Raw genomic sequence first — 5019 nt, 5'->3', positions numbered from 1 at the left:
CCGATCATGGTAATTTTCATCCGGGCGGTCTCCTCTGAATGGTCATTCCGACCCCAGCATGGCACATTGATGCCGCATGGAGGCCGTCCACCCCATCTTCAATCGTGAAGGACTGGCGATCGAGGTTGATTTTTCCCTGCCAGCCTGTCGGGTTGTCCGCTGTCTGGAACAGGTTATGGAGTGGCGTGGCAGGCCAGAAGCCATCCGAATGGATAATGGCCCTGAATATGTCAGTCATACGTTGGTTTCATGGGCCGAAAAACAGGGGATTACCCTGATCTATACGCAACCGGGTAATCCGCAGCAGAACGCCTATATTGAACGCTACAACAGAACTGTCCGGCAGGAATGGCTGGAGCAGTATTTGTTTGAAAGCATTCAGGACGTGCAGGAGGTCGCAACACAATGGCTCTGGACATATAACCATGACAGACCCAACATGGGGAACAGCGGGCTAACCCCCGCCCAGAAACTAAAAACAGCTGCCTGAATTCTCATTCAATGCCCCACTAAAAATGGGGGGATTACCAATGAGCACATGTCACTGTTCCTCTTTGGGAGAACCATTCTGCGGCACATGCTGCTGTGCCAGATCTGAAATATCAAAAGCACCTATACCACTCTCTCAAACATCTCCCATCTGAGAAAAACCGAAACGGCCAGACCGTCCCAAAATACATCCACACAACCGTTTTCAAGATCACCGTTCACAGTTCTGTCCTGCGGGTGTTTCTGGGTCTTCACCTTTTCCTCATTCCATATTTTTTCGTCACATGTGGTGGTTTTCTGGTGGTTTCTTGGTTGTTTTTTGGTGGCATCTCCCTTCAGGAAAATATGTGGTGATTTTTTGGTGTTTTTCTGGTGTTTTTTTATCCCTTCTCTCATATGGAATGTGGTGGTTTTTTGGTTGCAAACTGGTGTTTTTCTGGTTGTTTTTTGGTGGTTTTCGCTTTTTGCGGGTTTACTCGCTCACGCTCGCTAAGAGAGGACGCTGTTTTCTGCATAAATGGGTGTGGGAAAGGTCTTTTTTCTGCTCTGTTCTGACGGATTTTGCTCCTTAATCTGGCTATACACATAACGCAGTTCTCCGAACTGCGTAACTCATTGAAAACAAAATACTTTGTGCAGCCTATACATTTTATGTGTCGGACGCGCGTCCGACATTTAATTGATTTTTTGGCTGTTTTCTGTAACTATATGTCCGACAAAATGATGTACATTGAACTGGAGCCGTTATGCGCGAGCGTAAATACACGGTGAGATTTACCGAAGACGAAGCAGAGTGGCTCCAGGAGGTTGCTCTTGATGGCAACGTGTCTGGCTATATTCGGGACGCTGTTTTGAGACAGTCCAAAAGTGACCGCAAACTGGTCAACATGAACGATCAGCTGGTGTATCTCGGTCAAAATATGAGGGTGGTGACTGATCTGCTGAATGACCTTGACCGTAAGGTTTCTGGCAAACCCACAATGCCGGAAACAACCAGCTCTGAGGAGGATGGTGGCATCCCAGACGAGCTGATGGGTATAGTGCTGGAAATCCTACTACTGACACGCGCGAATTCAGATAGGCAGGATATCCGTATGGCACAGGGATCGGTTGAATATGCCGGATTGCCAGTGTGGGAAGGCAAGAAGCGCTCCCTAAAAACCGGATAATCTGAACTTCATCTCAACACATAAGGGGCGCGGCGCGTACGAATATCGTTCAAACAGCTTCGATAGGACCCGGATAAGCCTGCACGAGAGGATCATGGGTCAGCAGAAGCAGCCCTTCCACCATCGCCTGAGCCACAAGAATGCGATCAAAAGGATCCCGATGCACATCTGGCAGTTGTCCTACTGCCAGAGCATGCTGGCTGGTGATCGGTAACTCCTCATAGCCATTTTCGATCAGGCCGCGCCGCAACAGATAGGGATCAACCTGGAAGTCTGCACGTACCAGTTCCACCTTGATGGTGACTTCCCATAAACTGGCAGCACTGAAAACCAGAATATTATTCTGATCGTCAATCAGGGTTCTCGCACGCTCTGACAGTTTGTCAGGCTCTCCTGCGGCCCAGAGAAGCAGATGGGTATCCAGAAGCAGCTTCATGCCGAGCCATCGAACAGAGAAATGATGTCCTCCTGTCCCATGCGATCAAAATCCTCTGGCACCCGGATTTTTCCCGTCAAAAAACCCAGACGCCGTTGCTGTTGTTCTTCAGGAGCCGTAATCGGGCTGACCCGCACCATCGGCCGACCGGCTTTGGCAATGATGAAGCTTTCCCCTTTCATGGCCGCATCGATCAACCGGGACAAATGGGTCTTGGCTTCATGAATGTTGACTGTGCGCATAAGAGAAGCCTCCTCATCTTCTACAACAAGACTTAGTCATATGAGTCTAGTCTATCAAGGACTAAGTCTTCTCTCTTCAGAAAATCTGATGGCGCATTTGATGACAATATTCCGACTGGCGATACCGTGATACGTCACGTAAACGCGAAAACAATGGAGAGTGATGAATATCGACAGTTCTGGCGACAGCGTGGCTGCGATACTAAGCGGAAGCGGCATAGCCCGCCGAAGGCATCTGGCGGGAAGGTACGTAAATCGCCCCTCATTCTATTTTCTGGAGTTCTTATCGTGGAAAAAGAAGCAAAATCCCTGTCTGGTAAACCATCAAATCCACATAGCGACACAATGGATGAACTTCTTGCCGTCTCGGATTATTCCAAGCCTCAACCTTTAGACGAACGAGAGTGGATTGACGCTCCTGCTATAGGGCGGGAACTGGTTTAAGTATTTCTTTCTGAGAAAATGATCTACCAACGAACAAACCCCGCCAGAAAGACGGGGTTTGTCTCGACCCTTTAGCACTCTCTCAGAAAGGTAAAGGACATCCTGCTTAGGATCTCTTTCATCACAGTGCAAAGCTAAAAAAGGCCAGACGCTTCAGGTTTGCGCTGTGATCGGGACCAAGGAAAAACCAGCATTTCCGTATAGGTTTTCATGATGAACCGATACCCGTTGTAGCCGTTCATCCAACGTCGATTCCTGCGAGTAACCTCGTTATTATTGTGTTTCTGGTCGCAGTTATACCCTGTCGGATACGACATTGGCGGCCAGGAACGCCGCATAGCCCAGTTCGTCCATCTGACCTGCTGCCAGTGCAAGGACGGCATTCGCCGCATCTTCCTGAGTTGCAGTAAAACGATAGCCGTTCAGTTCCAGAAACAGCACACCGAGCACAAAGCCCGTACGCTTGTTTCCATCGATGAAGGGATGGTTTTTTACGATACCCGCCGTATAGACGGCCGCAAGAAATACTGGATCCAGCGGATCCGCATAGGCCGCATGCTGCTGTGGCCGGGCAAGAGCAGATTTCAGAAGACCTGCGTCACGCACTCCGGAAGCGCCGCCATGCGCCGCTAACAGCCGGTCATGCAGGATCAGGGCATCCCGTTCGTCTATCCAGACGAAGTCTGTCATTGGGCCAGAACATGCAGCGTATCACGGTAACGCCGCATAATATCCTCAGCCTTCGCCATTTTTGTTTCGAAGTCGGGATCATAGGGCACGAGCCGATATCCGCCGTCTGGTGCTTCGGTCAGATACAGGGGCGCGCCGTCCTGGGTGTTCAGCCGTGAGATCACTTCCTTGGGCAGTACTACCCCGAGTGAGTTTCCGAATTTTCGCACTTTCAGTTCGACCATGACAGCCCCCTTTATGTTATTATTATTGTAATAACTTTTTGCGGTTTCAGCAACCACCATGCTCACCGGCCTGTCTGCTCATAGTGGTAAGCAGTCTTTCTTACGCGACGTTCCTTGGCCGACCGCCTTTAGCACCATTCCGGCGTGCTGCCGCTGCCTTTTCCTGGCTGGCGGACGATCCGCCCACGCGTCCCATCTGTGCTGCCATCCAGCTTCGGGAACCGTAGATACCGTGGATCAGACCTTCGACCAGAACATCGGCGTCGAGACGGGGCCAGTGAAGGCCATTACCCAGCGGAGTGATCTCGATATCGGCCAGATCATTCAGGGAAGCGTCCTGCAAATCTTGTATCAGACTCACAGGCACGCTCATCTCAACACCGTTGGAGAGCGTGACGTGAAGAGCGCGGCGAGCACGGATAAACCGTGCGGAGACCGCATGAGGAATTGTCGCTCTATGAAGCGCGTCTGCTTCACGAGCGGCCTGATAGTTCATGTCATTCGCCATGTATCTTCTCCCATGCTTCAGCCAACATCTCAGCGTGGTCCTGCACGATGACAAGGGCTTCCTGTATGACCTTATCTTTCATGCCACCTGCTCGTATCAGTCGGGCTTTCCTGCCAATTTCAATCACCGCTTCTCCATCCGCGCTTATGACGTGAACGTGCATTGGTACATGATCTGCCGTGTAAATCACGACACGAAATCCATTGATGCGTAGAAGCGTCGGCGTAATGCACCATATCCCTAACGCTTGGGTTTTTCAATCAGAACCATCCCGCTGAAAGTCAGGAGGAGGATATCTGGACTGTCAATCGGCACTCAAAAATAACCCCTGATCGGCATGCAATATTAACCCCCTGTTGAAGGCCCGGCCTGTCTCCTGAAGCCGTAGGCGTAAGGAGACAGGCCGGGGCAGGTATGGATCTGGAGAGAGGTTCAGTTACGGTTCCTGAACCGCCAGCTTTCGTTCCCTGTCTCGATGATGTCGCAGTGATGGGTCAGACGGTCGAGCAGTGCCGTGGTCATCTTGGCGTCGGCGAATACACTGGCCCATTCACCGAAGGACAGGTTCGTGGTGACAATGACCGAGGTCTGTTCATAAAGGCGGCTGATCATATGGAACAGCAACTGTCCGCCAGACTGGGCAAAGGGCAGGTATCCCAGTTCGTCGAGGATGACAAAGTCCAGTCGGCCGAGTTGTTCGGCCAGCCGACCCGCCCTTGTGTGAGTGCTGGTTGTAATCTCCCCAAATGTGCTGGTTGAAAATTCCCCAGTTTGAGGACTGTGCGTGATCGTCATGGGGGCATGCCCCCATGACGAT

At 51.1% G+C, this 5019-nt stretch carries 9 protein-coding genes and 1 pseudogene; 3 read left to right on the top strand and 7 right to left on the bottom strand.

Annotated elements, in window-relative coordinates:
- Nucleotides 1-97: 97 nt before the first annotated feature.
- Nucleotides 98-490, top strand: a pseudogene (locus CFR80_RS16870) (integrase core domain-containing protein); the annotation flags it as partial.
- Between the two features lie 745 nt (nucleotides 491-1235).
- Nucleotides 1236-1658, top strand: coding sequence for a hypothetical protein (locus CFR80_RS16865; RefSeq protein WP_019092503.1), 423 nt, complete (start codon nucleotides 1236-1238; stop codon nucleotides 1656-1658).
- A gap of 49 nt (nucleotides 1659-1707) precedes the next feature.
- Here CFR80_RS16865 and CFR80_RS16860 read toward each other — a convergent pair whose 3' ends face one another.
- A complete protein-coding gene (locus CFR80_RS16860; protein WP_110507752.1) occupies nucleotides 1708-2094 on the bottom strand; it encodes a type II toxin-antitoxin system VapC family toxin in 387 nt (128 codons plus the stop codon).
- Nucleotides 2091-2336, bottom strand: coding sequence for a type II toxin-antitoxin system Phd/YefM family antitoxin (locus CFR80_RS16855; RefSeq protein WP_019092505.1), 246 nt, complete (start codon nucleotides 2334-2336; stop codon nucleotides 2091-2093). Before CFR80_RS16855 ends, CFR80_RS16860 begins: the two co-directional genes overlap by 4 nt.
- A gap of 288 nt (nucleotides 2337-2624) precedes the next feature.
- Between CFR80_RS16855 and CFR80_RS16850 the strand changes: the two genes are divergently transcribed.
- The gene (locus CFR80_RS16850; RefSeq protein ID WP_202898839.1) at nucleotides 2625-2780 is read left to right on the top strand and encodes a hypothetical protein; all 156 of its coding nucleotides are present in this window, start codon (nucleotides 2625-2627) and stop codon (nucleotides 2778-2780) included.
- A gap of 294 nt (nucleotides 2781-3074) precedes the next feature.
- Here the strand turns inward: CFR80_RS16850 and CFR80_RS16845 are convergent, their stop codons facing one another.
- The 5 genes from CFR80_RS16845 to CFR80_RS16825 form a co-directional block, all read right to left on the bottom strand.
- Nucleotides 3075-3470 carry a type II toxin-antitoxin system death-on-curing family toxin gene (locus CFR80_RS16845; RefSeq protein ID WP_019092507.1) on the bottom strand — a complete coding sequence of 132 codons (396 nt, stop codon included), beginning with the start codon at nucleotides 3468-3470 and terminating at the stop codon, nucleotides 3075-3077.
- Complete coding sequence (locus CFR80_RS16840; RefSeq protein WP_019092508.1) at nucleotides 3467-3754, bottom strand: AbrB/MazE/SpoVT family DNA-binding domain-containing protein; 288 nt, start codon at nucleotides 3752-3754, stop codon at nucleotides 3467-3469. The genes CFR80_RS16845 and CFR80_RS16840 overlap by 4 nt, the downstream gene beginning before the upstream one ends.
- Before the next feature lie 40 nt (nucleotides 3755-3794).
- Nucleotides 3795-4202: a DUF2442 domain-containing protein gene (locus tag CFR80_RS16835; protein WP_026019903.1), complete on the bottom strand. Its 408-nt coding sequence runs from the start codon at nucleotides 4200-4202 to the stop codon at nucleotides 3795-3797.
- The gene (locus CFR80_RS16830; RefSeq protein WP_039792506.1) at nucleotides 4192-4392 is read right to left on the bottom strand and encodes a DUF4160 domain-containing protein; all 201 of its coding nucleotides are present in this window, start codon (nucleotides 4390-4392) and stop codon (nucleotides 4192-4194) included. The genes CFR80_RS16835 and CFR80_RS16830 overlap by 11 nt, the downstream gene beginning before the upstream one ends.
- Before the next feature lie 242 nt (nucleotides 4393-4634).
- Nucleotides 4635-5019: ATP-binding protein (locus CFR80_RS16825; protein ID WP_220032759.1), on the bottom strand; the 385-nt coding region annotated here is incomplete at its 5' end.

It is taken from the genome of Komagataeibacter oboediens (assembly GCF_003207815.1).
Classification (GTDB): domain Bacteria; phylum Pseudomonadota; class Alphaproteobacteria; order Acetobacterales; family Acetobacteraceae; genus Komagataeibacter; species Komagataeibacter oboediens.
Note: the sequence above shows the minus strand (reverse complement) of the source record. Positions and strands in the feature narration are given on the sequence as shown.

What these genes read in the sequence shown, in the direction of transcription:
- CFR80_RS16865 (WP_019092503.1), top strand. Translation starts at nt 1,236, where the DNA reads ATGCGCGAGCGTAAATACACGGTGAGATTTACCGAAGACGAAGCAGAG.
- CFR80_RS16840 (WP_019092508.1), bottom strand. Translation starts at nt 3,754, where the DNA reads ATGGTGGTTGCTGAAACCGCAAAAAGTTATTACAATAATAATAACATA.
- CFR80_RS16860 (WP_110507752.1), bottom strand. Translation starts at nt 2,094, where the DNA reads ATGAAGCTGCTTCTGGATACCCATCTGCTTCTCTGGGCCGCAGGAGAG.
- CFR80_RS16835 (WP_026019903.1), bottom strand. Translation starts at nt 4,202, where the DNA reads ATGGCGAATGACATGAACTATCAGGCCGCTCGTGAAGCAGACGCGCTT.
- CFR80_RS16855 (WP_019092505.1), bottom strand. Translation starts at nt 2,336, where the DNA reads ATGCGCACAGTCAACATTCATGAAGCCAAGACCCATTTGTCCCGGTTG.
- CFR80_RS16845 (WP_019092507.1), bottom strand. Translation starts at nt 3,470, where the DNA reads ATGACAGACTTCGTCTGGATAGACGAACGGGATGCCCTGATCCTGCAT.